Annotated in this window: 24 protein-coding genes and 1 pseudogene; 9 read left to right on the top strand and 16 right to left on the bottom strand. The window is 62.0% G+C overall.

The window, feature by feature from the left end; translation table 11 throughout:
• The first annotated feature begins 62 nt into the window (after positions 1-62).
• Positions 63-971: a LysR substrate-binding domain-containing protein gene (locus I6L46_RS05115; RefSeq protein ID WP_216977539.1), complete on the top strand. Its 909-nt coding sequence runs from the start codon at positions 63-65 to the stop codon at positions 969-971.
• A gap of 5 nt (positions 972-976) precedes the next feature.
• Here I6L46_RS05115 and I6L46_RS05110 read toward each other — a convergent pair whose 3' ends face one another.
• Positions 977-1,912, bottom strand: coding sequence for a LysR substrate-binding domain-containing protein (locus tag I6L46_RS05110; RefSeq protein WP_216977538.1), 936 nt, complete (start codon positions 1,910-1,912; stop codon positions 977-979).
• 192 nt (positions 1,913-2,104) lie between these two features.
• Between I6L46_RS05110 and I6L46_RS05105 the strand changes: the two genes are divergently transcribed.
• The 4 genes from I6L46_RS05105 (at position 2,105) to I6L46_RS05090 (ending at position 6,060) form a co-directional block, all read left to right on the top strand.
• Positions 2,105-2,842 (top strand): isochorismatase family protein, encoded by a 738-nt coding sequence (locus tag I6L46_RS05105; RefSeq protein ID WP_201947947.1) that lies wholly within the window; start codon positions 2,105-2,107, stop codon positions 2,840-2,842.
• Positions 2,843-2,901: 59 nt separating this feature from the next.
• Positions 2,902-3,801, top strand: coding sequence for a pirin family protein (locus tag I6L46_RS05100; RefSeq protein WP_216977537.1), 900 nt, complete (start codon positions 2,902-2,904; stop codon positions 3,799-3,801).
• On the top strand, positions 3,798-5,057 hold the full coding sequence (locus I6L46_RS05095; RefSeq protein ID WP_216977536.1) for a CynX/NimT family MFS transporter: 1,260 nt from the start codon (positions 3,798-3,800) through the stop codon (positions 5,055-5,057). Before I6L46_RS05100 ends, I6L46_RS05095 begins: the two co-directional genes overlap by 4 nt.
• 100 nt (positions 5,058-5,157) lie before the next feature.
• Positions 5,158-6,060: a LysR family transcriptional regulator gene (locus I6L46_RS05090; RefSeq protein ID WP_216977535.1), complete on the top strand. Its 903-nt coding sequence runs from the start codon at positions 5,158-5,160 to the stop codon at positions 6,058-6,060.
• Positions 6,061-6,184: 124 nt separating this feature from the next.
• Here I6L46_RS05090 and I6L46_RS05085 read toward each other — a convergent pair whose 3' ends face one another.
• Positions 6,185-7,075 (bottom strand): LysR family transcriptional regulator, encoded by an 891-nt coding sequence (locus I6L46_RS05085; RefSeq protein WP_216962292.1) that lies wholly within the window; start codon positions 7,073-7,075, stop codon positions 6,185-6,187.
• A 101-nt stretch (positions 7,076-7,176) separates the two neighbouring features.
• Between I6L46_RS05085 and I6L46_RS05080 the strand changes: the two genes are divergently transcribed.
• From I6L46_RS05080 to I6L46_RS05070, 3 genes are all read left to right on the top strand, one after another.
• Entirely contained in the window at positions 7,177-7,815 is a 639-nt protein-coding gene (locus I6L46_RS05080; protein ID WP_216977534.1) for an NAD(P)-dependent oxidoreductase, read from the top strand.
• Positions 7,816-8,240: 425 nt separating this feature from the next.
• On the top strand, positions 8,241-9,284 hold the full coding sequence (locus I6L46_RS05075; protein ID WP_216977533.1) for an isopenicillin N synthase family oxygenase: 1,044 nt from the start codon (positions 8,241-8,243) through the stop codon (positions 9,282-9,284).
• A 127-nt stretch (positions 9,285-9,411) separates the two neighbouring features.
• Positions 9,412-10,575 carry a PLP-dependent aspartate aminotransferase family protein gene (locus I6L46_RS05070; RefSeq protein WP_216977532.1) on the top strand — a complete coding sequence of 388 codons (1,164 nt, stop codon included), beginning with the start codon at positions 9,412-9,414 and terminating at the stop codon, positions 10,573-10,575.
• A gap of 109 nt (positions 10,576-10,684) precedes the next feature.
• On the opposite strand, the gene I6L46_RS05065 is transcribed toward I6L46_RS05070, so the two are convergent.
• From I6L46_RS05065 to I6L46_RS05055, 3 genes are all read right to left on the bottom strand, one after another.
• Positions 10,685-12,349 carry an AMP-binding protein gene (locus tag I6L46_RS05065; RefSeq protein ID WP_216977531.1) on the bottom strand — a complete coding sequence of 555 codons (1,665 nt, stop codon included), beginning with the start codon at positions 12,347-12,349 and terminating at the stop codon, positions 10,685-10,687.
• Positions 12,350-12,447: 98 nt separating this feature from the next.
• Positions 12,448-12,726, bottom strand: a complete 279-nt coding sequence (locus tag I6L46_RS05060) for a YfcL family protein (RefSeq protein ID WP_005333639.1) — start codon at positions 12,724-12,726, stop codon at positions 12,448-12,450.
• A 99-nt stretch (positions 12,727-12,825) separates the two neighbouring features.
• Positions 12,826-13,941: an ATP-NAD kinase family protein gene (locus tag I6L46_RS05055; RefSeq protein WP_216977530.1), complete on the bottom strand. Its 1,116-nt coding sequence runs from the start codon at positions 13,939-13,941 to the stop codon at positions 12,826-12,828.
• Positions 13,942-14,061: 120 nt separating this feature from the next.
• On the opposite strand from I6L46_RS05055, the gene I6L46_RS05050 reads away from it, so the two are divergent.
• Positions 14,062-14,799 carry a TerC family protein gene (locus I6L46_RS05050; protein WP_005352619.1) on the top strand — a complete coding sequence of 246 codons (738 nt, stop codon included), beginning with the start codon at positions 14,062-14,064 and terminating at the stop codon, positions 14,797-14,799.
• Between the two features lie 94 nt (positions 14,800-14,893).
• Here the strand turns inward: I6L46_RS05050 and I6L46_RS05045 are convergent, their stop codons facing one another.
• The 11 genes and pseudogenes from I6L46_RS05045 to pspA form a co-directional block, all read right to left on the bottom strand.
• A complete protein-coding gene (locus tag I6L46_RS05045) occupies positions 14,894-15,382 on the bottom strand; it encodes an OmpA family protein (protein ID WP_005333642.1) in 489 nt (162 codons plus the stop codon).
• A 35-nt stretch (positions 15,383-15,417) separates the two neighbouring features.
• Positions 15,418-16,647, bottom strand: a complete 1,230-nt coding sequence (locus I6L46_RS05040) for a diguanylate cyclase (protein ID WP_058056947.1) — start codon at positions 16,645-16,647, stop codon at positions 15,418-15,420.
• Positions 16,644-17,201 carry a YfiR family protein gene (locus I6L46_RS05035; RefSeq protein ID WP_005333646.1) on the bottom strand — a complete coding sequence of 186 codons (558 nt, stop codon included), beginning with the start codon at positions 17,199-17,201 and terminating at the stop codon, positions 16,644-16,646. The genes I6L46_RS05040 and I6L46_RS05035 overlap by 4 nt, the downstream gene beginning before the upstream one ends.
• Positions 17,202-17,390: 189 nt before the next feature.
• On the bottom strand, positions 17,391-18,938 hold the full coding sequence (gene tyrR / locus I6L46_RS05030) for a transcriptional regulator TyrR (RefSeq protein ID WP_216977529.1): 1,548 nt from the start codon (positions 18,936-18,938) through the stop codon (positions 17,391-17,393).
• Between the two features lie 148 nt (positions 18,939-19,086).
• Positions 19,087-19,575: pseudogene (locus I6L46_RS05020) on the bottom strand (4a-hydroxytetrahydrobiopterin dehydratase).
• A 63-nt stretch (positions 19,576-19,638) separates the two neighbouring features.
• A complete protein-coding gene (phhA, locus tag I6L46_RS05015) occupies positions 19,639-20,433 on the bottom strand; it encodes a phenylalanine 4-monooxygenase (protein ID WP_021231381.1) in 795 nt (264 codons plus the stop codon).
• A 157-nt stretch (positions 20,434-20,590) separates the two neighbouring features.
• On the bottom strand, positions 20,591-21,622 hold the full coding sequence (locus I6L46_RS05010; protein ID WP_216977528.1) for a YcjF family protein: 1,032 nt from the start codon (positions 21,620-21,622) through the stop codon (positions 20,591-20,593).
• A gap of 53 nt (positions 21,623-21,675) precedes the next feature.
• Positions 21,676-23,082, bottom strand: coding sequence for a YcjX family protein (locus I6L46_RS05005; protein ID WP_216977527.1), 1,407 nt, complete (start codon positions 23,080-23,082; stop codon positions 21,676-21,678).
• 145 nt (positions 23,083-23,227) lie between these two features.
• Positions 23,228-23,632, bottom strand: a complete 405-nt coding sequence (gene pspC / locus I6L46_RS05000) for an envelope stress response membrane protein PspC (RefSeq protein WP_005333670.1) — start codon at positions 23,630-23,632, stop codon at positions 23,228-23,230.
• A complete protein-coding gene (gene pspB / locus I6L46_RS04995; RefSeq protein WP_216977526.1) occupies positions 23,629-23,865 on the bottom strand; it encodes an envelope stress response membrane protein PspB in 237 nt (78 codons plus the stop codon). The genes pspC and pspB overlap by 4 nt, the downstream gene beginning before the upstream one ends.
• A 3-nt stretch (positions 23,866-23,868) precedes the next feature.
• The gene (gene pspA, locus I6L46_RS04990) at positions 23,869-24,555 is read right to left on the bottom strand and encodes a phage shock protein PspA (RefSeq protein ID WP_064341193.1); all 687 of its coding nucleotides are present in this window, start codon (positions 24,553-24,555) and stop codon (positions 23,869-23,871) included.
• Positions 24,556-24,655 lie beyond the last annotated feature (100 nt).

Raw genomic sequence — 24,655 nt, 5'->3', positions numbered from 1 at the left:
GCGCAGCAGGCCACCGCCGACCGTACCTCAGCGCCAGACGCAATCTCACAAGGAGCCATCTTATGGCAGTGCCAAGCAATGCAGTGATAGAGATCAAACACTTGAAAACATTGACCGCGCTGGCCGAGCAGGGCTCGCTGGCCGGTGCGGCGCTGACCCTCAACCTCACCCAGTCCGCCCTCTCCCACCAGCTCAAAGAGCTGGAGACCCGCCTCAATCTGGAGCTCTACCTGCGCAAAAGCCGTCCGCTGGTGCTGACCGCCGCCGGCAGCCAGCTGCTCGCCCTCGCCCGTCAGGTGTTGCCCGCTCTGGCCCAGACCGAGAAACAGTTGCAGGCCCTGCAGAGCGGCGATGCGGGCAGGCTGCATCTGGCGCTCGATTGCCACAGCTGCATCCAGTGGCTGCTGCCGCTATTGCCAGATTTTCGCCGCCAGTGGCCCGGGGTGGATCTGGAGGTGGAGTCAGTGCCGGGCTTTGATGCCATCAATGCACTGCTCGGTGGCCAGCTCGATCTGCTGCTCACCTCGGACGTGCAGGCCCGCGGCGATCTCCACTTTGAGCCGCTGTTTGCCTTTGATCTGACTCTGGTGATGGCGCCGGATCATCCACTCTGCCACCAGAGCCACATCGAGCCGGGCGATCTGGGGCCGGAGGTGCTGCTGGTCTATCCGGTGGAGCGCAGCCGCATGGATATCTTCAGCCGCTTTTTGCAACCCGCCGGGGTGGAGCCCGCCCGCTGCAAGCCGGTGGACAACACCTCGGTGATGCTGCAGATGGCCGCCGCCGGGCTCGGGGTCGCTGCCCTGCCGCGCTGGGCCAGCGACGAGTTTGTCAGACAGGGAATGCTCTGCGCCCGCCCCCTCGGCAGCGGTATTCGTCGCCATATGTACGGCGCGGTGCGGGCCGCCGATCGGGATCAAGCCTGCCTGCAGAGCCTGTTCGAGCGCATTCGCACCAAGATGGAGGGATAGCTCCCTCAGCGAGGCTGGCCGACCTCTGCCAGCAGTGCAGGCAACTTTGCCTTGATAAAATCGATGAGGGCTCTGACCGCCGGCGACAGGCCGCGCCGCGCTGGGTAGAGCATCACCAGCTTGCCATCTTTGGGACGCCACTCGGGCAACAGTTGTTGCAGCCGCCCATCCGCCAACTCACCCACGCAGGCGTAAAGTGGCAAGCCCACCATCCCGAGCCCCGCCAGCGCCGCCTGTTTGAGGGTTTGCACATTGTCGCTGCGCAACAGCACATTGACCGCCACCTCCTCACTCTCCCCACTGTCGTGCCGCAGCCGCAGCAGATCAGCCTGACGCTCCAGCGAGCCGAAGAGCAGGGCATCCTCTCCTTCCAGCTGGCGTGGATGCGCCAGCGCATTGTGGCGCGAGAGCCACGCCGGGGTCGCCAGCACGCCCCACTGCACCGTGCAGAGCGGCACCTGCACCAGACTGGAGGGGGGCTGCTCGAAGGCCACCCCGCGGATCACCACATCCAGCCCCTCCTCCAGCAGATCCACCTGCCGATTGCTGGCTTGCACGGCGAGCCTCACCTTGGGGTATTGGGCCATGAAAGCGGGCAGCAAGCGGGCAAGCAGCGCATCGGCCATGGTAATGGGCACGCTGATCCGCACCAGACCGCTCGGCTCCTGCTGCCGTTGCCGCACAGCCGCCTCTCCCGCCTGCGCTTCGGCCAGCATCGCCTGACAGTGGCGATAGAGCACCTCACCGGCATCGGTCAGGCTGAGTTGGCGCGAGGTACGTTGCAGCAGCCGGGTATCCAGCCGCTCCTCCAGCAGCCGGATCCGGCGCGAGATCCGCGACTTGGGCACGCCAAGCGCCCGCGCGGCTGCAGTGAATCCCTGTCGCTGCACCACATGGGTGAAGAGATAGAGATCATTCAAATCAAGTTCCAGTGGTGTCATCGGGCAGCCTTGGTCAGGGTGAGGTGCATTCACATCGTTCCACGAATGGAACGATAAGAACCTATTTCACCAGATTGTCGCCATTTTTGCAGCCATCATAATGGCCCTGTTCCCATCAGACGGTTGCTGCTCGGGCAATCCGCCCCACCAGCAAGGGCCGTTTGACTGTTCCGATATCACAAGGAGTTCACCATGAAACTGCGACAAATCTGCTCTGCCACCCTGCTCGGTCTGGCGACCCTGACCGCCACGCTGACCACCACAGCGACACCGGCCATGGCCGCCGAGGCTGCCAGCCATCCGACCGTATCACCCAACCGCTATCTGGAGATGCTCTCCCGAGACAATGCGGTACTGCTGCTGGTCGACCATCAGGTCGGCTTGCTGAGCGGCGTGCGCGACACCACGGTGGGCGAGCTCAAGCACAACGTGGTGGCGCTGGCCAACGCCGCCCGCGCCCTCGGCGTGCCGGTGATCGTGACCGCTACCATGCCCGATGGCATGTGGGGCCCCACCATGCCTGAACTGACCAGTGCCCTGCCGGATGTGAAAGTGATCAGCCGCACCGTCATCAACGCTTGGGACGATCCTGCCGTGCGCGCCGCCATTGAGAAGACCGGCCGCAAACAACTGATCATCGCCGGGGTATCCCTCGAGATCTGCGCCAGCTTCCCGGCCCTCTCTGCCAAGGCTGCCGGCTATGATGCCCGGGTGGTGCTCGATGCCTCCGGCACCTTCAACGAAGCCAAGCGCACCACGGGTCTGCAACGCTTGCTGGGGGCCGGTATCCCGGTCACCGACTACGCCTCTGCCGCGGTCGAGATGCTGCGCAGCAACGTCGACCCCAAGGCGCACGATGTCTACAGCGCCCTCGACATGCCTTTCGCCACCCTGGTGTGGCAGATGCAAGAAGGTGCCAAGAAGTCGTAACTCGCCCCGCCTTCGGTCAGATGACCGAAGGCTTCTTTTGTCTTCAAGAGGTTATATCGATGACCAGACGCCTGACTCTCTCCGCCCCCGTCAAGGGCCAACCGCTGCGCATTGGCAGCGGCTTTGCAGCCAGCCATTTTGGCGAACACTTTTTCAACGGTCTGATAGACCCCGTGGTGATGGTGGATCACTTCCAGATGACCGCCCCCACCTTCGAGCCCCATCCCCACGCCGGGATCTCTGCCGTCACCTATCTGTTCGAGGATTCGACGAGCCCCCACGTCAACTACGACACCCTCGGCAATCAGGGCCCCATCGAACCGGGCGCGCTCCACTGGCTGGCGGCCGGGCGCGGGGCCGTACATACCGAGCAGCCGGAAGGGGCATCCCCCTATGTCCACGCCCTGCAAATCTTCGTCAACCTGCCTGCCCGTCAAAAGATGGCGTCGCCTTTTACCGTCCACGCAGCCGCAGCCACCATCCCCGAGTTTCATGGCGAAGGGGTGCGAGTACGGGTGGTCGCAGGCCACAGTAACGGGATAACGGCACCACACTCGGCAGAACTGCCCCAACCCTTTACCCTGCTCGATGGCCATTGCGCGCCCGGCAGCCGCTTCACCCATCTGCTGGCGGCAGGCTGGAATGCCATGATCTATCCCCTGACCGGATCGCTGACCCTTCAGGCGGAGGGAGAGCGGCACCTCATCCCGGCAGGTCACGGGATGGGTGTCAGCCTCTCTGCCGATGGCGGCGAGGCGGTGGCTCTGCAACTGGAGGCCACCGAGCCCTGCCACTTCGTGCTGCTCTCAGGCCAGGCGCTCAATGAACCCCTGGTCAAACATGGCCCCTTCGTCATGAACAGCCACGACGCCATTGCAGATCGGCTGCATGCCTATCAGCGCGGCGAATTTGGCCAGCTCAGCGATGAGTGGCTGCGCAACGGCCAATATCGGCCATGAGCACGCTCGCTGGCCACCAGCCACAAAGCACGCGCTGGCCTCTGGTCTTCCTCGCCATTTTTGCCGGTGCCAGCGGCGCCCTCTGCCTTGGCAAAGTGCCCGCCGTACTCGGCATACTGCGCAGCGAGCTGGGGCTGACACTGGTCGAAGCCAGCTATCTCGCCTCGGCTTTCAATACGCTGGCGATCCTCTTCAGCCTCTTTCTCGGCCTGCTGCTGACTCGCTGGAGTGGGCGGCAAACCGCGGTTGTGGGGCTTTTGATTATCGTCACAGGCGGGGCGTTGGCACTGCCCGCCACCGGGCTGGCCATGATGCTGCTGTCGCGCATTGTCGAGGGGATTGGCTTTTTGCTGGTCTCGGTGGCCATGCCCGCCTTTATCGTGGCGGTGACCCGGGAGGAGGACAAACGGCTGGCCTTGAGCCTGTGGGCGGTCAACCTGCCCCTTGGTGCGGCGGCCGGCATGCTGCTCACCCCCTGGCTCACGGCGCAAGGTGGCTGGCGACTGGCCTGGCTGATCCTGATGTTCCCGCAACTCTCTGCCCTGCTGCTTCTGCTCGCCAGTCGTTCGGCAGATAAACTGCGGGTCTGGGCACCCCAAAACTCGATCAACTCGGGCCACCCGCTGCGCCAACTCACGGTGCTCCGGCAGAAGGCACTCTGGCGCTACGGGTTGGCGTTCACGCTCTACAGCCTGATGCTCTGGGCGCTCTTTGTCTGGCTGCCAACCATGTTGCAAGGCAGCCCCGGGATTGGCCAAAGCCAGATCGCCCTGCTTTCAGCGCTGGCGGTGGTCGCCAATATTCCCGGCAACCTGATGGGGGCATGGCTGCTGCGCCGGGGCGTGGCACGAGATCGGCTCATCAGCTGGGCACTGGGCCTGATGGCGCTGTGCGGCATGCTCGCCTTCTGGCCCGGCCTGTCGCCGTGGTGGGCCTATGGATTGTGCCTCGTCCTCTCCCTTTCGGGTGGCATGGCGCCGCCGGCGATCCTCTCGTCTGCGCAGGGAGTGAGTCAGGGGCCGGTGCAACTGGCCATCGTGCAGGGATTTTTTGTCCAGCTCGCCAACCTCGGTCAGCTGCTGGGGCCCTTGCTGCTGGCCGCCCTGATGACAGACAACGGCTATTGGGGAAATGCTCGCTGGCTCTTTCTGGGCGGCTTGCTGCTGGTCGCGCTACTCTATGCCGCGGGCCACCTGCCGGGCTCAAGCATGGCTGCAAAACAGGCTCGATCGCATTCGCGGCAAGATGAAAGGTGACGAATAGAGAGGGAAACATCACAGTTATCGCAGGGAATACTGGCCGGACAAGAGGCTGTTCAGTATGTTAACTGTTTAATCTTGCTTAACGGTAGCCACCATGTCTCAAGTCGATCTCAATCTCTTTCGCGTCCTCGATGCGGTGATCCGCTATGGTGGTGTCACCACGGCCGCCGAGATGATGGAGATGACCCCCTCGGCCATCAGCCAGGCCATCAGCCGCCTGACCAGCCTGGTGGGCGAGCCGCTGTTTGTCCGCCAGGGACGCGGCATCGCCCCCACGGCGCGAGCGCTCAGTCTGCACCACGAGATCATGGTGCCGCTGCACGACATGGAGCGCAGCCTGCAGCGCACCGATCTTTTTGATCCCCAGACCAGTCGGCGCACTTTTCGCATCGCGGGGGTGCCCGATATCGATATCTTCTTTCTGCCGGAGCTCAACAACCTGCTGCAGACCCAAGCCCCCAACTGTCAGCTGGAGTGGAACACCCAGGTGCAGGACGAAGCCCTGCGCCAGAACAGCCTCTATCTGCACAGCGTGGATCTGGTGCTGGCCACCAAGCCGATGGCGGAGCAGGGGATCGAAAACGAGCAGATCATGTCCCAGGCCCTGCGCATCGCCTGCCGCAAGGATCACCCCAGGATCCGCCAGGCCCCCGACATGGCCACCTTCTTCAACGAAAAGCACGTGGTATTGCAAACCAGGCGGCTCGACAGCTTGCTGCTCAACACCCTGACCAAGGCGCCGCTGCCGCCGCGCCAGATTGCCTACGAGAGCGACTCCCTGCTCACCGCACTTCATCTGGTGAGTCGTACCGACTGGCTCTGCGTCGCCAGCCAGTGGCATATGGAGAAGCTGGGGCAAGCGCTGGATCTGGCCAGCTATCCCCTCCCCTGGCTCTCGGAGGATTGCCCCGTCTACATGAGTTGGCACAAGAGCTCCGGTCAGGATACCGGGCTTAATTGGCTCAAAGATCAGGTACGGGCCGTCAGCTCGTTTTAAGTATGCTTAACAGTCAAGCATGCCCATCTCCTCATCCGGGCTATCGCTCTTCTGGACAAACCGCCTTATGGATAATTCCCCTTCAGGATAATCGGGCGCCTTTTCTCAACCATTAAGGCGCAGCTCATGACGACATCGTCGTGCCGAAATAGCTGCGCAGCGCCTCCACCACCCGTCGCACCTTCTCCGGGATCTCCCGCTGCGGCGTGATGGCGTGGATCTCCATCGGCGCCACCCGAAAACCGGGCAGCAGTTCGAGCAGACGCCCCTGCGCCAGATCCTCGCCAATCTCCCCCTCCGGTTGCAGCGAGATCCCCTGCCCTGCCAGCGCAAACTGGCGCAGGGGCAACACGTTGTTGCAGAGCACCTTGGCCTTGAACCTCACCCTGTGTTCGCCCCCCTTCTCGTCAAGCAGCAGCAAACCGTTGCCCAGCATGTCGCCACAGAGCCAATCGTGGGCGGCCAGATCGGCGGGCGTGCGCGGTGTCCCCTTGCGCGCCAGATAGGTGGGGGCGGCGCAGAGCAGCATCCGGGTTTGCCCCAGTTTGCGGGCCACCAGAGTCGAGTCGGGCAAGGTGCCGACCCGCAATGCCACGTCAATCCGCTCGGCAATCAGATCCCGCTTTTCGTCATCGGCAATTATCTGGATGGTGAGGCCGGGGTGGGCCTGCAACAGCGGGGACAATGCCAGCGCCAGCGGCTGGCCCGCCATCCCCACCGGGGCGGTGATCCGAACTTCACCGAGCAGGGCATCGCGCACCTCCGAGAGGCGCAACTCGGTCTCGCTCAGGGTCTGCTGCAGCGCCCGGCACCCTTGCCATACCACCTCTCCCGCCTCGGTCAGACTGAGGCGACGGGTGGAGCGATGGAGCAGGGGCAGCCCGAGCAGGCTCTCCAGCTGGCTGATATGCTGACTGACGGCAGAGGGGGTCATGCCGAGGGATTTGGCCGCCCCTGTCATGCTGCCCGCCTCCACCACGGCGGCGAAGATGGCGTAACGTCTGAGCTGTTCCATTATTAAATCCAGCTTACAAGTGAATGCATTTTTGAGGTGATTATTAAATCATAAATGGCGGCGTAGGATAGCCCCATTCCAACAGTGAAGGAGAGTTCCCCATGAAGATTGCCCTGATCGGTGCCAGCGGTTTTGTCGGTTCAGCCATCCTGAACGAGGCCATCAGCCGCGGCCATCACGTCACCGCCATCGTCCGCGATGTCAGCAAGGTGGCCGCCCATCCGCAGGTCACCGCCGTGGCGGTGGATGCCCAAAACCCACAGGCATTGGCCGAGGTGCTCAAGGGGCACGATCGGGTGATCAGCGCCTACAACCCGGGCTGGGCCACACCGGATATCTACGACCAATACCTCAAGGGCGCCAACGCGATCGTCGCAGCAGCCAAAGCGGCCAACAGCTGGCTGCTGGTCGTGGGTGGTGCCGGCAGTCTGGAGGTTGCCCCCGGCGTGCAACTGGTGGATACCCCGGAGTTCCCGGCTGAGTGGAAACAGGGGGCACTGGCGGCCCGCGACGGTCTCACCGCCCTGCGGCGTGAAACCGCCCTCGACTGGCGCTTTGTCTCTCCCCCGGTGTTCCTGGAGCCGGGCGAGAAGCGCGGCGGCTATCGGATTGGTGGCGATCAGGTGCTGTTCAGCGGCGAACAGCCTGCCGGGATCACCGCCGGTGATCTGGCCGACGGCGTGCTGAACGAGGCGGAAAAACCGGCTCACCAGCGCCAGCGCTTTACCCTGGGTTACTGAGAGCCATCAATCGGTTAAGGCCAGAATGCGCGGTCACTTACCTACGCTTCCGGTCAGGTGAACACCCGCTCAACCAGAAGGGAGGCATCCGCCTCCCTTCTGTTTTGGCCATTTTCTGTTTTGGTCATTTTTGCCACTGGCAGCTTGCCTCTGGTTATCACTCTCCCCCTCATCGTTGCCCCTTTACCCCGCAATGGCTGCGCAAAAAACCTTCAGCCCATCAGGCGCCGAATTCCATTTCGAATTTTGTATATAACTAAGAATAATTTGTTGTTTCCGTCTTATAACACCGAACAGTAGCATCCCCTTTATCCCAGATGGCGCCACACTGTCGCGCCATCCCGTTTGCCGCTTATCAGATCTGCCAACAGCGGAGGCAGTGCAAGAGATGGCGCCAGAGATAACGAAAGAGTGAGGAGGTGCACATGGAACATTCACCACTGCCGATCATCGATCTGGCTGCCCTCAACGGGGCGCCCGAGGTGCGTCGCCCTATGCTGGCCAGGCTGGCCGCGGCCGCCCGCGATGTGGGCTTTTTCTATCTGGTCGGCCACGGCTTGAGCAAGGTTGAGATGCTAGAGACTCTGGCCCTGGCAGAGCGCTTCTTTGCTCTGCCGGAGCAGGAGAAACTGGCGGTGCAGATGGTCAACAGCCCCCACTTTCGCGGCTACAACCGGGTCGGTGCCGAGCTGACCCGAGCGCGGCCGGATCTGCGAGAGCAGTTCGATATCATGAATGAGGCGCAAGCCCTGCCTGCGGCCCTGATCCGTGAACCCTGGCAGCGGCTGATCGGCCCCAACCAGTGGCCGACCGCCATGCCAGAGATGAAAGCCCATCTGCTGGCGTGGCAGGAGCGGCTGAGCAATATCACCCTCACCCTGCTCACTGCCTTCGCCGAGGTGCTGGAGCAACCGGCCAACGTGTTTGACGACAGTATTCGCGGCGCCCCCTACCAACACATGAAGCTGATTCACTACCCGGGACAAGAGGCGGGTGGCAGCAGTCAAGGGGTCGGCGCCCACAAGGATCCCGGCTACCTGACGCTGGTGATGCAAGACAATCACTCTGGGCTTGAGGTCGAGACGGCCGACGGCTGGATCTCCGCACCGCCCCTGCCGGGAGCGCTGGTGGTCAATATCGGCGAGCTGCTGGAGCTGGCCTCCAACGGTTATCTCAAGGCGACCCTGCATCGGGTGGTAAGCCCGCCGCCCGGCGTATCGCGCCTCTCCTGCGCCTTCTTTATGGCGGCGCGGCTCGATGCCACCGTGCCACTGCTCAGCCTCTCCCCCGAGCTGGCAGCACAGGCGCAAGGGCCGGAGAGTGACCCGACCAATCCGCTCTTCTATCAGGTGGGGGAGAACGTGCTGAAAGGGCGGCTGCGCTCCCACCCGGATGTGGCGGCCCGTCACTATGGGCCGGTGGAACCCGCTCGCCTACCGCGCACAAAGAGCGAAGCGATACTGGCCTGAACAGCGCAAAGATGCGCAGGCGGGTATATGCATAACCCACAAGCCGCATGCACATACCCGCGCTGACAACGAACAACAAGCAACAAAACAAGTCATGGCCAGAGCCTGGCCATCACGGAGCAACACGATGAAATTCAAGACCATGAGCGTACACAGCGGCCAGCGGATCGACCCACAGACCGGCGCCCTCACCACCCCGCTCTACCAGAGCAGCACCTTCAGCTACTTCAACGCTCAAGCGGGCAAGGATCGTTTCGCAGGTCAGGCCCCCGGCTTTATCTACAGCCGCTTTGGCAACCCCACCACCGCCGAGCTGGAGCAGAAGCTGGCGGCGCTGGAAGGGGCCGACGAGGCACTGGTGGTGGCGAGCGGCATGGCGGCGGTAAGCGCCATCATGTATGCCCTGGCCGACAGCGGCGATGAGGTGGCCTATATCGGCCCGCTCTACGGCGGCACCGATGCGTTCCTCAAGCAGACCTTCAGCCGCGCCGGTATCAAGATCACCGCTTACGAGAGCGATCGGGATCTGCTGGCCAACATCCGCCCTGCTACCAAGGTGGTACTGTTCGAAACCCTGACCAACCCCACCCTCAAGGTGGTGGATCCGCGGCTGGTGGTGGAAGCGGCCCGCAAGGTGGGCGCCATTACGGTATGTGACAATACCTTCCTCACCCCCTACCTGCTGCGTCCGCTGGAACTCGGGGTCGATGTGGTGATGCACAGCGGCACCAAATATCTGGGCGGCCACGGCGACATCATCGCCGGGGTGGTGGCGGGCTCTCACGCCCTGATGAAGTCGATCCGCACCGTGGCCCTCAAGCATATCGGCTCCCCCATCGGCCCGCAGGAGGCCTACCTGCTGCAGCGCGGGGTCAAGACCCTGCCGCTGCGGATGGATGCCCACCTGCACAATGCCCAGAAAGTGGCCGAGTTTCTGGCCGCCCATCCGGCGGTGAAGAAGGTGATCTACCCGGGGCTTGCCAACCATCCAGGCCACGATGCCCTCGGCGCCTTCGCCAGCGGCTTTGGCGGCATGGTGAGTATTGAACTTGAAGGCGGGTTTGAGCGCTGTGCCACCCTGCTCGATAACCTGCAGCTGTTCGTGCAGGCGGTAAGTCTGGGCGATTTGGAGAGTCTTGCCTGCCATCCGGCCAGTACCACCCACGCCGCCATGGACGAGGCAAGTCGCCTCGCCGCCGGAGTCAATGACGACCTCATCCGCTTCAGCATCGGGGTGGAAGATGCCGACGATCTGATCGCCGATCTGGCCGCCGCTCTGGCGCAGATCTAACCGGGCGCGCTTTTACTCGCCGACAAAACAGCGGCGAGTGATATGCCTCAAACACAACAACGGCCCTTGATGGGCCGTTGTTGTTTGTTGCGCTATGGAAAGACGGGATTTACTCCTCCCACACCACCACCTGGGATGAGGGCCAGCGCTCCCCAACCTGGGCGTACTTTTGCTCCAGCAGGTGACGCTTGATCTTCATGGTGGGGGTCAGCACGCCGTTTTCGATATTCCAAGGGGTTTTCACTACCAGAATGCCGCGGATCTTGGCGTGGGATTCCAGCTGATCGTTGACCCGAACCCGCGCCGCTTCCAGTCTGGCGTTGACCTCCTCCCGATTGCCCCTCATGGCACTCTCGGCCAGCTGCACCAGCGCAATGGGCTGGGGCATGCCGTAACCAATCACGCAGAGCTGTTCGATGATGGGCTCCTGCCCCAGCAGTCCCTCGATGGGCACCGGCGCCACATACTTGCCCTTGGCGGTCTTGAACACATCCTTCATCCGGCCGGTGATGGTGAGATAACCCTCCTTGTCCAGCTTGCCCATGTCGCCAGTGTGCAGCCACCCCTCGGCATCGATGGCCTCGGCGCTGTGCTCGGGATCCTTGTAGTAACCCAGCATCATCCCTTCGCAGCGGCAGAGGATCTCCCCCTCGTCGGAGATCTTGATGGTCACCCCGATCCCCGCCTTGCCGACGGTGCCGATCTTGTCGGCGCGGAATGGGTAGTTGATGGTGGAGTAGGCGTGGTTCTCGGTCATGCCCCAGGCTTCCGTCACCTTGAGGCCGATGCTCAGATACCACTCAAGCAGCGCAGGGGAGACCGGCGCGGAGCCGCAGCCGAGTACCCGGGCCTGATCCAGTCCCAACCCCTTTTGCAGCTTGCGTTTGATCAGGCCGGAGATAAGCGGGATCTTGAGCAGCAACTCCAGTTTGTTCTGGGGCAGCTTCTCGTGGATCTTGATGCGGAACATGGCCCACAGACGTGGCACCGAGATAAAGACGGTGGGACGGCAGCGTTTGACATCTTCGATAAAGGTGTCGAGGGATTCGGGGAACGCGATAGTAGCACCGCCATAGAGGCTGCCGCCGTAGATGTAGACCCGCTCGGTAATATGGGCCAGCGGCAGGTAGGAGAAGCCCCGATCGGCCTGGCTCAGGCTCACCGCCTCCACCAGCTTCTCGCACGACCAGGCGTAACGCTCGACGCTCAGCATGGCCCCTTTCGGCTTGCCGGTGCTGCCGGAGGTGTAGACCAGACTCAGCAGGGAGTCAGGGGCCTGCACCGGGCTGTCAGGGATCGGCTCATGCGCCTCCAGCAGATCGTCCCACTGGTGGCTGGCTGGCATGGTGTCATAGGGGAAGGCGATGCGCAGCAGATCGTCGGGTACGCCAGCCTCCTGACTCTTCCAGTCATCCAGCTTCCCGACGAAGATCGCTTTGGCCTCGCTATGGCGCAGCACATATTCGATGGTGTCGACGTTGGCGGTCGGGTAGATGGGCACGCTCACATACTGCCCCATCTGCATCGCCAGATCGGCGATAAACCACTGGGCGCAGTTCTTGGAGAGCAGCGCCACCTTGTCACCGGCCACCAGACCGAGGTGACGCAAGGCCGTCACCATCCGCCGCGCTTCATCGGCCACTTCACCCCAGGTGAAATCGACATATTCGCGGTTGATGGTTTGACGCAGGTAGGTTCGATCAGGACACTGCCGCTCCCAGTGATAGAGCATCTCGAGCGGCAGTTTATTGGCAATACGTGAGGAGGAGGCCATAGTTTAATCCCTGAAACAAAAGGCGAAACTTATTATTAACCTTTCACTAACTTCAGGGGAAGGATAAACTCAAACTTCAGTTTGAATTGTGTATCCGATCAAGCTTCTGCATCTTGTTGCAAACGACTCCACATCGCCTGCACCAGTTTTTCATCCTCTTCAGAAAGCTCACCTTGCAAGATCGCCTCGTTGAGGCTGCGCAGCACATAGCTCTTGACGTCCCGCACCAGGGTCTTGCCTTCCAGCTCGGCCCGGGCAACGGCCAATGAGATATGACCTCGCAGGTAACCCCCCGCAAACAGCTCATCGTCGGTCGCGGTGGCAACCATGCTGTCGATCAGTCCCAACAACTTGTGCTCAAAATCGTGAATCGTCATGTAACGCAGCCTCATTTGCGGCAAAAAATTCGGGGGTATGGAACCGCAATCCGGTTGATTGCAGCTCTCTGGCGCCAGGCCAGCAGCGTCCTTGGCGTCCTATTCCGGGTTGGCCACCGGGTAGATGACCTGATCCTTGTATCCTGTGGTTATTCGCAGATAACCACGCAACGCCCGGTTTAATTCGGGATCATCGGTGTCCACCAGCAGCGGCCTGCCCGCAAGGGCGGCAAGCTTGGCTTTGGTTGCCAGCACCTGGATATTGTCCAGCCCGACACACCGAATCACCTCAGGACTCAATTGCTGATTTCCGCGCCCGAACAGATGTCCCTGTCCGCCTATCAGGGTAATGATCAGTCGGCAGCGACGGCCGCGGATCCGGGTCAGGATCTCGGCGGCGCTGAGATCCTGCCCGATAAGTCGGCCATTTTCCACCAGATCCACACCGAGCAAAGTATTTTCCAGACCGAGCTCAGCCATACAGGCTGCCACCGTGCTGCCGGAGCCCATCAGATAGAGGGTATCGGGCTCCATCTGCTCCACCACACCGGCGGCGAGATCCGCCAACACCAGCTCTTCGGACTCCTTTCCCCCCTGCTTGACCGCCTGTACGTAACGCAGATCGCCGGGCACCTTCAGCTGGCCGTAGTGGCGGGCCCGCACCTTGCCCGCGCGAAACGCCTCCTCGTCGATGTCGCGCACCTCGGCATCGATCAGGCTGAGCAGTTCCCCTGCGATCATCCGCGCCACCACCCGCCCGCTGGCGGCGGGGGTCACCCCGTAGACGCCGGAGTGGATCTTGCACCCCGTCGGAATGCCGAGCACATGGCAGGACTCCCCCACCGCGGCGCAGATATCCCGCGCCGTGCCATCGCCACCGGCAAACAGCAGCAGATCGACCCCGGCTTCGCGCATCAGCTCGGCGGCGTGGCGGGTATCATCGGCCGAGGTGCTCTCCCCGGCCGGTTGATAGATGACCCGACAGGGCAACCCCAGCTCGCGGGCCACCGTCTCCCCCATCTCTCCCGCCACCGTCAGCAGTTCGAACGGGACATTCAGCTCGCACAGTGGCAACAGAGCTTGCCGCGCCCGCTCCTGCGCCTTGGGCACAGCGCCTCGGGCCAGCGCCTCGGCAACTACACCGTCACTGCCCTTGAGCCCCACTGCACCGCCAATCCCGGCGACCGGATTAATAATGAACCCTAATCGAAACATGCCTGCCTCCCTTGCGACGGCCACCATTTTTATCTTTTCCCCCCTCTGGGACAAGCAGTGGCGCCCCTGCTAGAATGCGCTGCTTCAATTTTCCAACCAATTTTCAACCAAGGTTCAATCATGCTGGAATGGGTTCTTGATCCCTCTGCTTGGGTCGCACTCGCCACCCTTACCCTGCTCGAGATCGTGCTGGGCATCGACAACATCATCTTTATCTCCATCCTGGTCGGTCGCCTACCGGAGGCGCAGCGTCAAAAAGCGCGTATTCTGGGTCTGGGGCTCGCCATGGGCACCCGGATCCTGCTGCTGCTCTCGCTGGCCTGGGTGATGCGCCTCACCGATCCGCTCTTCACCGTGCTGGGTGAAGCCATCTCCGGCCGCGATCTGATCCTGCTGCTGGGGGGCCTGTTCCTCATCGGCAAGAGTGCCCACGAGATCCACGTCACCCTGGAAGGGGCGGCCGAGCCGGAAAGCGTCAGCAAAGCGGCCTCGGGCTTTATCAGCACCCTGATCCAGATCGCCATCCTCGATATCGTGTTCAGCCTCGACTCGGTGATCACCGCGGTCGGCATGGCCGATCACGTGCCGGTGATGGTGCTGGCCATCATGATCGCCGTCTTCATCATGATGTTTGCCGCCAAATCCATCGGTGATTTCGTCGATGCCCACCCCACCATCAAGATGCTGGCCCTCTCCTTCCTCACCCTGGTGGGTTTCGCCCTGATGGCCGAGGGGATGGACCTGCATATTCCGAAGGGCTACATCTACTTCGCCATGGCCTTCTCGCTGGTGGTGGAGATGATCAACATCCGCCTGCGCAGCCATCACGACAATAACGGGCAAAATAGCGCGCAGTAACCCTGCCCCACATGCCCCCGCGACCCCAGCTGTCGCGATCAAAAAGAGCGCCGGTCGGGCGCTCTTTTTTATGGGTAACGAAACGATGAAAGGGTTATTGATCGCTGATGACGATGGCAACCCGGCGGTTGGCGGCCCGGCCCTCTCTGGTCTTGTTATCCGCCAGCGGCATGGTCTCGCCACGGCCATGGATCTCCAGATTGGCTGGCTTCATGCCGACCGAGACCAGCACATCGGCCACCGACTGGGCCCGCTTCAGGGAGAGCTGCTGGTTGTAGCTGCTCTCGCCGGTATTATCGGTGTGGCCATCCACCCGCGCCTTGTCCAACCCTACGCCAAGCAGTGTTTTACCCAGTTTTTCAACGGATTGGCGAGTCTGGGGATTGAGCGCCCCCACGTTGTTGGCAAACAGCACCCGGTTGGCCAGATCCAGCGTCCACCCCTCATCGGTCAGATAAAAGCCCTGCTCCTTGAGCACGGCGATCTGCTCCGGGGTCAACCCCTTGGGCGCGCTCTGGCAACCGGCCAGCAGCGACAACATCAACCCCAGCAGGGTCACTTTCAACAGGTGGGTGATCTTCATGGTTTGCTCCTTGTTTATGTTGTTATTCTTGCCAGTCAGGCGATGGTTTGCTGTTCGCTGCGGCGCGCCCGTTTCGCCAGATACATGGCTGCATCGGCCTGATCACACAGCACGCTGGCACTCATGCCCGCCTGATAGACGGCGAAGCCGACACTCACCTCGGCCACCAGCTGACGACCGTCACGCAGCGCCACCGGTTCGCTCATCGCCTGCTGGATGCGGCCAATCACCTCTTCTACCTCATGCTGTCGCTGGAGTGGGCCAACCAGCACCGCAAACTCGTCACCACCGAGGCGAAACACCAGATCATCCGGACGCAACTGATGTTGCACCCGTCTTGAGAGCGCGATCAGCACATCGTCACCGGCGTTGTGCCCCAGCGTGTCATTAATTTGCTTGAAGCGATCGCAGTCGAGATAGAGCAGCGCAAACCCCTCTTGCTCGCCGAGGGAGATGGCCTGCGCGAGCCGCGCTTCAAACAGGGCGCGATTGGGCAGTCCGGTGAGGGCATCGTGGGTAGCCTGATGGAGCAGGCTGGCATTTTCGCGGGCCTGCTGGGCCTGCCAGGCTTGCAGCTCGTCAAGCAGGGAGTTGAAGTCATCCCCCAGCTCGTTAATCTCGACGATATCGGCCGGTGGCGCCCGCATCCCCAGGGTGCGCTGTCGGCGTACCGAGTGGGCGACAAGTGCCAGTTTGCGCAGCGGTGCGGTGATGGAGACCTGCATCCGGTCAGCCACATAGAGTGCCACCATGGCGCTCAGCATCAGGCAAACCACCATCACCAGCAGCGCCGAGAGCAAAAACAGCAACAGGTATTCACCGTGGCCACGCAGCTCGATGGTGGCGATCTGCTCACCACCACGCAGCATGGGGAGCTTGACAGGCCCCGGCATCAGCAGTTGGGCCAGATAGTCTTCGAGCGTCACCAGCGGGTTGCTTCTGGGGCGCTCCCAACTGGCAAGCAGCTGACCATTGGTCAGTACGATAGTGGCTTCGGCCACCTCTTCCTTGGCAACGATACCACTGAGCGCCTCGCTCGCCGCCTCCTCATCGTGGAACACCACCGCCGCCTCGGCGCTGTAGCTGATGGCGCGGGCCACCAGCTCCAGATTGTGGTCGGCGTAAAAACGCACTACCAGCAGGGCCACCAGAGTAAAAAAGAGTCCTGCCACGCTGACGGCTGTGATGGCGGCCACCAGATGGGTTCGCCCCAGGCTCTGACGCAGGGTCAGACGGCGGGGAGCCGCGCTCACCTGTCGTCTCATGGGACCCCCTTGTCGGCATGGGCCAGCTTGAGCACGGCGGGATGCACCCGCACGCCGCTCAGGGCCAGGGCATCGAGGTTCACTTTAAACCGCACCCGCACGCTGTCCGGCGAGGTCTGCAGGCAGAACACCGAGCTGGTGGAGCAGTCGTGGTTGTATTCGCTGATGCTGAGCACTGGGTGTCCCTGCAGGCGGGCAAACAGCGCAATCCGGGTCGGCTCGTCGAGCACCCCCAGATAGAGCACATCGCAGTGATCGCTGATGGCCGGATCGCTCGCCTCGTAACGATGGACCTGCACGGTACGGCCATTGGCCTGACGATCGATGGTAAAGAGGGCGCCGGCATATTCGGTCGGCGCCGCCACGCACATACGCAGCACTGCAGGTTCGGTGGGCCAGCGGGTGTAACTCATGATATCGAGCACCAGCTCCCTGACCGCCGTCGCCCGGCTCTCTGCGGCCGTTTCCGCCAGCGCGCGGGGCAACAGCAGGCCAAACGCAACCAACAGGAGCGCAAGACGGGCAGTTAAACGGGGGGAAAAGAGTAACAGCATGATCGGGAGGTGGTCGCCTTGACAATACCGCTGCTATGGCATTGCGGTTCGGGTACATGAACCCAGATAGTAAGTTGGCTGACACTGGCCTGACAAGTCTCACCCCGCCATCATCTACCGAGTTCGTGTAAAGAAAACGGAGAGCCCGTCTGGTAACGGGCTCTCTGGTGGCAGGCAACAAGACGGAAATCACTTCTTGCTGATGCCGTATTCTCGCAGCTTGTTGGCGATGGCGGTATGCGACACGCCCAGGCGTTTGGCCAGCTGGCGCGTCGACGGGAAGGCGGGATAGAGCCGGGCCAGCAGCTGGCTCTCGAAGCGCTTCACCGCATCGTCGAGATTCCCCTCAAACCACTCGTCGATCAGCGGCATGGTATCGGCCGCCACCGGCAGGTCGATCTGCTCGGGCCCCAGTTCATCCCCTTCCAGCAGGGTCATGGCACGGTAGAGACAGTTGCGCAGCTGGCGCACGTTGCCCGGCCAACGATAAGCAGTCAGATAGTCTGCCATGTTGCGGGTAAAGCGCGGGCGTGGACGCTGCAATTCGCTGGCAAAGCGCGAGACAAACTGCTGGGCCAGCACCATGACATCCGCCTTGCGCTCGCGCAGCGGCGGCAGCGCCAGACTCAGCACGTTGAGGCGATAGTAGAGATCCTCGCGGAAGGTTCCTTCGTGCACCAGATCCAGCAACTGCTTCTGGGTGGTGCAGATGAAACGCACGTTGACCTTCACCTCTTGCTCGTCACCGACCCGGCGGAATACCCCATCCTGCAACACCCGCAAAAACTTGGTCTGCAGATGGGGAGACATGTCGCCAATCTCGTCCAGCATCAGGGTGCCGCCGCTCGCCAGCTCCAGCACGCCGCGCTTGCCCTCGGTGTTGTTGCCAAAGGCGCCTGGGGCATAACCAAATAGCTCGCTCTCGGCCACGTTATCGGGCATGGCGGCGCAGTTGAGGGCCATAAAGGGGTGGCTGGAGCGCAGGCTGGCCCCGTGACAGGCACGGGCCAGCAGCTCCTTGCCGGTGCCGGTCTCGCCGACAATCAGCAGCGGCGCGTCCTGCATCGCCAGTTTACGCGCTTGCGACAGCACCTCTTTCATCTTGGGACTCTCGGCCTGCAGATGCTCGAAGCCCCCCACTTCCACCGCATGAAGCGCGCTGAAGTGCAGGCCGACCCGGCGGGCAGATTTGAGCACCACTACGGCCCCGGCCAGCGCCTGCTTGCCGCGGGCTTCTGCCACGAACAGCGGCATCAGATCTGCCAGATACTCTTCGCCATTGAAACTGAGCTTGCAGGTCTGCGGCTTGATCTCGCTCGCCTCCAGCCAGCGGGTGAAGGAGAAACCCTTGACCAGCGAACCGAGCGCCACGCCGCGCACCTCCTCCACCGGCAAACCGAGGGTGGTGAGGGCCGACTGGTTGGCCTGGGTCACCTTGCCCTTGCTGTCGAGGGAGAAAACCAGATCCGGCAGCGCCTTGAGCAGCGCCTCGATCTCGTGGTGCTCTCGCTCGGAAGGCATGTAGGGGATGGTCTTGACGTCGTAGACGCCGGGAATGCGGCGGATCTCCGGCATCAAATGCTGAAAATCACTGAACTCCAGCTCGGGAAAGTTGAGATAGATGATGCCTGAGGTATCGATTTCGATGCCGCGCAGATCGATATTGTGCTCCACCAGGCGGTCGAGCAGTTCCCGGGTCAGGCCCAGGCGGTCTTCACAGCTGACTTCAAGACGCATTCGGGACACACTTCCTAGCTAACTCTATGAATGAGCGGATAATACAGTCTCGATCCCCCCAGTGCGAGCGCCAGCCCATAAAAATGCGGGCCCGCCCCGCTTTCGCAGGCAGGCCCGGGTCAACCGATGACGCTGGTGTGGGGTGCGATTACCGGAGCAACTGATCGGTGCGCGCCGCCATGATGAAGTCGTTACGATGCAAACCGCCGATCTTATGCATCCACCAGCTGACGGTCACCTTCCCCCATTCGGTCAGAAATGCAGGAAGGGGGATACTCCGCCTCAACCTGTTCTCAGATTATCTGGGCAATTGGTCTGTACGCGCAGCCATGATGAAGTCGTTGCGGTGTAATCCGCCGATCTTGTGGGTCCACCAGCTGACGGTCACCTTACCCCACTCGGTCAGGATGGCGGGATGGTGGAACTCCGCCTCCGCCAGCTCCCCCAGGCGGTTGGTGAAGGCCAGCGCCTCCTTGAAGTTGCGAAACGTAAATTCCCGCCGCAGTTGCAGCGCCCCCTCCTCCACCAGCGGCTGCCAGTCGGGAATAAGCTGCATCAGCTCGCGCAGCTCCTCATCGCTCACCTTGGGGGCATCGGCGCGACACGCTTCACACTGTTGGCTGGCCAGTTCGGACATGGGTTACTCCTGCTTGAATTAATGAAAAATTAATGAAAATGAAATAGGGTTGTTTGCTTTTGGTCAGCTCGCCTGTTTGCCAGCGGCAACCTCAAAACGTGGCGGATAGAGGCCAAGCCGACTGGCCTCCGCCAGAGCAGCCATGATCTCCTCCCCGGTCAGCTGGTAGAGATGATCGAGACTCGGCAGCACAAAATAGGTGGGCTGCATGATGTCGATGCGATACGGGGTGCGCAGCACAGTCAGTAGATCGAAGGGTTGCAGCAGCGGTTTGCCACAGAGGGCATAGGCGGTCTCGCCGATGGAGGAGAGAATACCGCCGCCGTAGATACGCAGCCCGTCAGGCGTGGCCAGCAGGCCAAACTCCACGGTGAACCAGTAGAGCCGCGCCAGAAAGACCCGCTGCTCCTTGCTCGCCTGCTGCCCCAACTGACCGTAGAGGTGGGTGAAGTGGGCAAAGGCCGGATTGGTCAACATGGCGCAGTGGCCGAAGATCTCGTGAAAGATATCCGGCTCTTGCAGGTAGTCGAGCTCGTCCCGGCGCCGGATAAAGGTGGCCACCGGAAACTGGCGATTGGCCAGCAGGGCGAAGAAGCGATCGAACGAAATCAGCGCAGGCACCGCCGCCACCGACCAGCCGGTCGCAGGCTGCAAGACGGCGTTGATCTCGGCCAGCTGGGGGATGCGATCACGGGGCAGCCCCAGTCTGTCGAGACCGGCCAGATACTCGTCACACCCCTTGCCAGCAAGAGCGGCGAACTGACGTTCGATCAGGATCTGCCAGGTGCCATGCTCTTCGTTGCTGTAGTGGATCACCCCGTCAGCATCCGGCTGGTGGGCGGTGTAGAAGGTTGCCATAGCGGTTCCATCCTCTGGCGCCACATCAGGCGCCTTGCCGTTTCATCACGGCTTCAATGTAACGAAATGGCAACAAAAAAAGCAGCCGACCCATGAGTCGGCTGCCTGAAACAGTTGTAAATAAATTGTGACAACCGCTATTGATCTCCAGCAGCCATCAAGGCTTATTGAGATACCCCGCCAACTGGCCGATCAGCCGCTTGCGCAGCTCGCCGAGTTTCGGTTTTTCGTCCGCACACCAGGGCAGCGGGCGGCACGCCTCTATAGTACGCAGGCCAAGGCGAGCGGTGAGCAGCCCGGCCCCCACCCCTTGCGCCGCGCGGGCAGAGAGCTTGGCGGCAAACTCGGCTCCCAGCAAGTCCATCCCCACCTCGGTCACCAGCTCGGTGGCACCGGCGTAGAGCATGTTGCGAAACACCTGACGAATGAGGCGAATGCGGCTCCAGTAGCCGAGCTCGATGGCGTAGACATCGGCGATATCCTCGATCATCCGCAGGTTGCGCCACAGCATCAGCATCATGTCGACGGTGGCGAGCGGGCTGAGCGCCACCAGCACGGCGGCCTCCCCCGACCATTTGGCCACCCGCGCCTGCGCCAGCTTGTCACGCTCGCCGAGTACCAGCTGGCTGTAGAGGGTCAGCACTTCCCGATCGCTGTGACTCTCATCGAGCTGGGCCAGCCAGGTTTGATACCCCTCGCGCCCCTTGTCGCCACTTTTGACCGCCAACCCTTCGCAAAAGGCCTGCCCCTGCCCGACTCCCTGATGGGCAAGTAGATCTTCTGCTCGCGAGCGCACATCCTGACGCCGCTTGAGGGTGCGCAGTCGCAGCCACTCGCGCCCCACCACACTGGCGGTCCCCGCCGCCACCAGCGCCGAGGCCGCCAGCCAGGCGCTGCCCCAGAGCGGGGTGGTGAGGAATTGATCGTAAAGAAAGGCGCCATACTGGCCCAACGAGAGCAGACCGACCGCCCCCAGCCCCCACGCCAGTAGCCGATGACGGCGACGCGGTTTGATGACGAGGGCGCTCTCCACCTCGGTGAGCTCGTCCAGCTCGTCGAGGCGCTCGAAACTCGCCTCCTCCAGCCGCTGGGCCGGTGCGGGCGGTCGCTCGTCACTGGCCACAGTCAAGGCAGGCTCTAGGATCACCTTGCCCTGCAGCGGTGGCCGCTCTTTTATCTGATCGTTCATCGCATTGTTCTCCTGTGCGCAGCCTTCGGCTCAGGTGCCAAGACTGCACACCGTTATTCGAGGTGATCCCCGAGCAGAAACTCCAGCGCCGCATCGAGCCGGATATGGGGCAACGCCTGATGGGGGCTCATGGGCATAGGGCGAAACGCCTGAAAATCAAAGCCCTGGCTATTCCACCACTGCGCTGGCGGAATATGGGGAGGCACCTCCCCGGGGAATAGCAGCAGCGATTCACCGCTCAGGCTGGTGCCGCGGATGGCGGGGAACTCGCGGCCATTGGCCACCCCCTTGCCCACCTCGGTCGCCTTGATGGCGGCGAGCGCCAGACACTCGGTGGTGATCCCCTCAAAACGAGCCTGACCGCGACCGCTGCGCACCAGATGCTGCAGCAGTGAGACCATGGGCGCATGTTGTTCGGGGGTGACGTGATCGGCCTTGCTCGCCACAAAGAGCAGCTTGTCGATACGGGGCGAGAAGAGTCGCCGCCACCAGTTGCTCTTGCCGTAGGCAAAGCTCTCCATGATGCGGGCGATGGCCTGCTGCATGTCGCCAAAGCTGGCCGCCCCGGCGTTGAGGGGCTGCAGGCAATCCACCAGCACGATCTGGCGATCAAAGCCGGCAAAGTGCTGCTCATAAAAACCCTGCACCAGATGCTGTTTGTACTGCTCGAAGCGCTGCTTGAGAGTGGCGTAAAGAGTGCCATCGGCGGGCTCTCTGTCAGGCATCTCCCACACCCAGGGGACAAACTGCAGCATGGGGGCACCGGCATACTCCCCCGGCAAGACGAAACGGCCGGGTTGAATAAGGTGCAATCCCAGCTCCTGTTTGCAGGCATGCAGATAGGCGGTGTAGCGCTCGGCAAGCTCAGCCACCGGCCGCTCTTCGAAGCGCTGATTGACCTGCCACCCGGGTGTCAGCCAGCTGGCGGCAAGTGCCTGCAGCTCTGGGCGACGAAGCTGCTCGCGCACCTGTTCGCTCCACTGCTCGTAGCTCATCTCAAGGAGCGGCAAGTCGAGCAGCCACTCCCCGGGGTAGTCCACCAGATCCACGTAGAGGGTGGAGATCTCCCCCAGATGCTTGCGCAGAGGGTGACGGGTACGATAGCGGATTTCGAGGCGCACTTCGGCCACGCCGCGGGTGGGCTCGGGCCAGGCAGGTGGATCGCCAAACAGGGAGTCGAGGCCACGCTCGTAGGCAAAGGTGGGGATGTGGGCATTGAGCTGCGGCACCCGGCGGGCGCCGAGGATGCGCCCTTGACGCAGGGCATCCCACAACGGCAAACGGCCATCGATGGCCGCGTGTTCCAGCTGGTTGACCAGCGCCGTGATAAAGGCGGTTTTGCCGCTGCGAGAGAGGCCGGTCACCGCCAGCCGGATATGGCGATCCCGCACCCGGTTCACCACGTCGTTCGCCTTGTGTTGCAGGCGAGTCAACTTCTGTTCCAGTTTATTGAGTATCAAGGCTTGACCCGTTCTCCCTTGGTGGTTGCATCCGGCGTGATTGGCCGTGCGAGAGGTCGACCGCTTATCCACGTCTGGATAGTTGTCGTCGATGGTGGATCATCACAGAAGATTCCACCATCGACATTGAGTGCTTTGGCAAGAACTACAGCTTGCGAAACTCCCGCTGCAGGGTGAACTCCCTGGAGGTCACCAGCTTCTCGATCCGCTGAACTCTGGGCTCCAGCGCGTCAAGTTCCTGCGCGATGCGGCCCAGCGCCTGATGAGGGGTGATCCCCGCCTGCCAGCTGCGCGCTTTCATCCGCACCTCGGCAAAGTCGGCATCCTCTTGCGAATAGAGGGTGACCGGCTTTTTGTCGAGCAAGAACCAGGCGGCGATATAGGCTGTGAAGGTAATGAAACCGGCGAAGATAAGGCCACTGATGGCGAGCAGCCGCACGATCCAGGTCTCCACCCCGAAATACTCAGCCAAACCGGCACAGATCCCGGCTATCTTGCCACGCTGGGGATCGCGATAGAGGTTACGCCCTTCACGACTGACACTGCTCATACCTTGTTCCTCCAACCGGGTACTTCCGCATCCAGAATCGACTCCAGCGCGCCCACTCGCTCCTGCATCTTCTCGGTGAGAGCCAGCAGCCCTTGCAGCTGTTCCCGCTCGCTATCAGCAAGACCGGCGCCAATGCGCCCCTTGGCACGATAGTGCAGCACCAGCCAGATGGGGGCTACCACCACCATGAAGACCACCATGGGAACCATCAATACGCCCAGCAGATCTTCCATCTGTTACTCCCCCTGTTTGCCTTCGCTTTTGCTGTCGCCCTGGCCCAGCTTCTGGCGCATCGCCTCCAGCTCTTTGCTTATCTGATCGTCCACTTCCAGCTCGGCAAACTGCTGCGCCAGCGCCTTGTCGGACTGACCCAGATCGGCGCGCGCTTCCATTTCGTCGATGCGACGCTCCATCCGCTCAAACTTGCTCACCACCGCCTGGCTCTCGCCACGGGCTACCTGGCTCTGCACATTGAGACGGCTGCTGGCCGCTTCGGTGCGAATGGCCATCGCCTTTTGACGGGCGCGGGCATCTTCCAGCTTGGCTTCGAGCTGACGGATCTCTTCACCCAGCTTCTCGATGCCGCTGTCTACCGCCTGCTGCTCGCGGTAGAGGGTCTCTGACAACTCGGTCTGTTTCTTCTTCTCGATAAGGGCGGCGCGGGCCAGATCTTCACGTCCCTTGGTCAGGGCCAGCTCGGCCTTGGCTTGCCACTCGTCGACCCGCTCCTGATGACGGGCGACCTGACGACCAATCTCTTTCTGGCTGGCGAGGAAGCGGGCCAGATTGGAACGTTCCTTGACCAGCTCGTCCTCCATCTCCTGGATGATCAGGCGCACCATCTTCTGGGGATCTTCTGCCTTGTCGAGCAGGGCCGTCAGGTTGGAATTGATGATGTCGGCCAGACGGGAAAAAATACTCATGATTGCACTCCTGTTATTGGCATGGCGTTGTTTCTCCATTGACAATGGCAACTTGTGTGCCAATCTGGAACAAAATTTAACTTGTTGATTTATATGGGGC

The organism is Aeromonas sp. FDAARGOS 1416 (assembly GCF_019048085.1).
GTDB classification, from domain to species: domain Bacteria; phylum Pseudomonadota; class Gammaproteobacteria; order Enterobacterales; family Aeromonadaceae; genus Aeromonas; species Aeromonas veronii.
This window is presented reverse-complemented; position numbering and strand designations above follow the sequence as displayed.

Excerpts from the sequence above, each read along its gene's own strand:
- I6L46_RS05110 (WP_216977538.1), bottom strand. The coding sequence starts at position 1,912 with ATGACACCACTGGAACTTGATTTGAATGATCTCTATCTCTTCACCCAT.
- I6L46_RS05075 (WP_216977533.1), top strand. The coding sequence starts at position 8,241 with ATGGAACATTCACCACTGCCGATCATCGATCTGGCTGCCCTCAACGGG.
- pspB (WP_216977526.1), bottom strand. The coding sequence starts at position 23,865 with ATGGAAGATCTGCTGGGCGTATTGATGGTTCCCATGGTGGTCTTCATG.
- I6L46_RS05055 (WP_216977530.1), bottom strand. The coding sequence starts at position 13,941 with ATGTTTCGATTAGGGTTCATTATTAATCCGGTCGCCGGGATTGGCGGT.
- I6L46_RS05070 (WP_216977532.1), top strand. The coding sequence starts at position 9,412 with ATGAAATTCAAGACCATGAGCGTACACAGCGGCCAGCGGATCGACCCA.
- I6L46_RS05040 (WP_058056947.1), bottom strand. The coding sequence starts at position 16,647 with ATGAGACGACAGGTGAGCGCGGCTCCCCGCCGTCTGACCCTGCGTCAG.
- I6L46_RS05115 (WP_216977539.1), top strand. The coding sequence starts at position 63 with ATGGCAGTGCCAAGCAATGCAGTGATAGAGATCAAACACTTGAAAACA.
- I6L46_RS05065 (WP_216977531.1), bottom strand. The coding sequence starts at position 12,349 with ATGGCCTCCTCCTCACGTATTGCCAATAAACTGCCGCTCGAGATGCTC.
- tyrR (WP_216977529.1), bottom strand. The coding sequence starts at position 18,938 with ATGCGTCTTGAAGTCAGCTGTGAAGACCGCCTGGGCCTGACCCGGGAA.
- I6L46_RS05100 (WP_216977537.1), top strand. The coding sequence starts at position 2,902 with ATGACCAGACGCCTGACTCTCTCCGCCCCCGTCAAGGGCCAACCGCTG.
- pspC (WP_005333670.1), bottom strand. The coding sequence starts at position 23,632 with ATGAGCAGTGTCAGTCGTGAAGGGCGTAACCTCTATCGCGATCCCCAG.
- pspA (WP_064341193.1), bottom strand. The coding sequence starts at position 24,555 with ATGAGTATTTTTTCCCGTCTGGCCGACATCATCAATTCCAACCTGACG.
- I6L46_RS05035 (WP_005333646.1), bottom strand. The coding sequence starts at position 17,201 with ATGCTGTTACTCTTTTCCCCCCGTTTAACTGCCCGTCTTGCGCTCCTG.
- I6L46_RS05045 (WP_005333642.1), bottom strand. The coding sequence starts at position 15,382 with ATGAAGATCACCCACCTGTTGAAAGTGACCCTGCTGGGGTTGATGTTG.
- I6L46_RS05085 (WP_216962292.1), bottom strand. The coding sequence starts at position 7,075 with ATGGAACAGCTCAGACGTTACGCCATCTTCGCCGCCGTGGTGGAGGCG.
- I6L46_RS05095 (WP_216977536.1), top strand. The coding sequence starts at position 3,798 with ATGAGCACGCTCGCTGGCCACCAGCCACAAAGCACGCGCTGGCCTCTG.
- I6L46_RS05105 (WP_201947947.1), top strand. The coding sequence starts at position 2,105 with ATGAAACTGCGACAAATCTGCTCTGCCACCCTGCTCGGTCTGGCGACC.
- phhA (WP_021231381.1), bottom strand. The coding sequence starts at position 20,433 with ATGGCAACCTTCTACACCGCCCACCAGCCGGATGCTGACGGGGTGATC.
- I6L46_RS05080 (WP_216977534.1), top strand. The coding sequence starts at position 7,177 with ATGAAGATTGCCCTGATCGGTGCCAGCGGTTTTGTCGGTTCAGCCATC.
- I6L46_RS05010 (WP_216977528.1), bottom strand. The coding sequence starts at position 21,622 with ATGAACGATCAGATAAAAGAGCGGCCACCGCTGCAGGGCAAGGTGATC.
- I6L46_RS05050 (WP_005352619.1), top strand. The coding sequence starts at position 14,062 with ATGCTGGAATGGGTTCTTGATCCCTCTGCTTGGGTCGCACTCGCCACC.
- I6L46_RS05060 (WP_005333639.1), bottom strand. The coding sequence starts at position 12,726 with ATGACGATTCACGATTTTGAGCACAAGTTGTTGGGACTGATCGACAGC.
- I6L46_RS05090 (WP_216977535.1), top strand. The coding sequence starts at position 5,158 with ATGTCTCAAGTCGATCTCAATCTCTTTCGCGTCCTCGATGCGGTGATC.